The organism is Paenibacillus sp. P3E (assembly GCF_001909045.1).
In the GTDB taxonomy this organism is placed as follows: Bacteria; Bacillota; Bacilli; order Paenibacillales; family Paenibacillaceae; genus Paenibacillus_AQ; species Paenibacillus_AQ helianthi.
Map to the genome: position 1 here is coordinate 1 of NZ_LVWH01000110.1, position 1,310 is coordinate 1,310.

Annotated in this window: 2 protein-coding genes; both read right to left on the reverse strand. The window is 33.3% G+C overall.

What is annotated here, in order from left to right; translation table 11 throughout:
* Nucleotides 1-77: 77 nt before the first annotated feature.
* Nucleotides 78-803 (reverse strand): RES family NAD+ phosphorylase, encoded by a 726-nt coding sequence (locus tag A3842_RS10160; protein WP_074101286.1) that lies wholly within the window; start codon nt 801-803, stop codon nt 78-80.
* Between the two features lie 81 nt (nt 804-884).
* The coding region (locus tag A3842_RS31510; protein ID WP_178382329.1) for a helix-turn-helix domain-containing protein at nt 885-1,310 on the reverse strand (426 nt) is incomplete at its 5' end.

Below are 1,310 nucleotides of genomic sequence, written 5' to 3' on the forward strand. Positions count from 1 at the left end.
AACTGAGTTGCTGTAACCTTAGATCTCACTAAAATCATAAATCGGATATAAACCGGTAAAATGGTTACTTAGTTACTTTATACTTCAAGTTTCCGGTCTAATATTTGCTTATAACTAACTGGGTTGCCTAATATACTTACATCTTTTTTGTCTTTATAGTTAAACAACGCATAGTTTGTATAATTAAGATCATTCCCACGAGTTCCTTTATATTTAACACCATCATAACCTAATAAATTGCAACACGCCCCAATAAAATTGGGCAATAGATATGAATGCTTTAACTGACGACTATCTATACTAGCATTTACAAAAAAACCTTCAAATTCATCATCCAACTCTTCAATATCAAAAAAAATAAGATTTCGTTCTAACTGAAATGTACCGATATCAACATCTTCATCATAAGCAGTATGTATTTCATAAGGTATGGCAGTTTTATCATCTGCTAAGTAAAGAACTGGAACGCCAATGGCATTATAACGCCCATGACTTGAATAACCAGATGGTGGTGCCCACATGTCTGCACTCATAAATATTGAGACTGAGTCACTTTTTCTATTTCTTCCTCTAAACAATATTGTATTATTTCCATGCTCATCGATTTTCTCTAAGATAAAGCCCTCTCCTGATTCTTTATGACAATGAATCGCTTTAAAGAGTTTTTCGCCAATTAGACTTTTTGTACCTAACAAGGGGTGTTCAATTAAAAACTGTTCGAATTCTTTCATTTCTTCCACACTAATTTCAATACCATATTTTAGTGCAAACCTAGCATAATGAAAAAAGAACAAGAAAAACACTGTACTCCGCCTCCTAATCGTTTATATATAACTCACCCTTTATTTTACTAGTTGCTCAACTCACCTCTGATTCGAAAAATATTAATATCCGGCTTTCCTCATCATTTCTTCATAAGGTGCCCCCACTGCTACCGCAATGCGCTTTAGAATAGATGGTTCAGGAATTCCTCTTTTGCCCTTTTCTAACCAGTAAATATATTGCGAAGACACACCAACCGACTTAGCTAATGCGGTAAATGTAAACCTCCTACGTTCTCGGTGCTGCTTTAGGAAAAAACAAAAGTTAGATAATGTTGATTGTGATTCATCAGTTCTGCTACTTACCAGTTCTGTAATTGGTATATGACTGATATGTTTAATAATTTCTAAAGGTAACGAATCTAATTCAATTGCATATTTTATTTTTTCCTTATCCGCATTAAATATATCAACAATAGCATTTAGTTCTTGTTCAGTTTTTGGCGGATAATAAAGAAACTTATTCACATGTTTTGAATCATGTGAAAT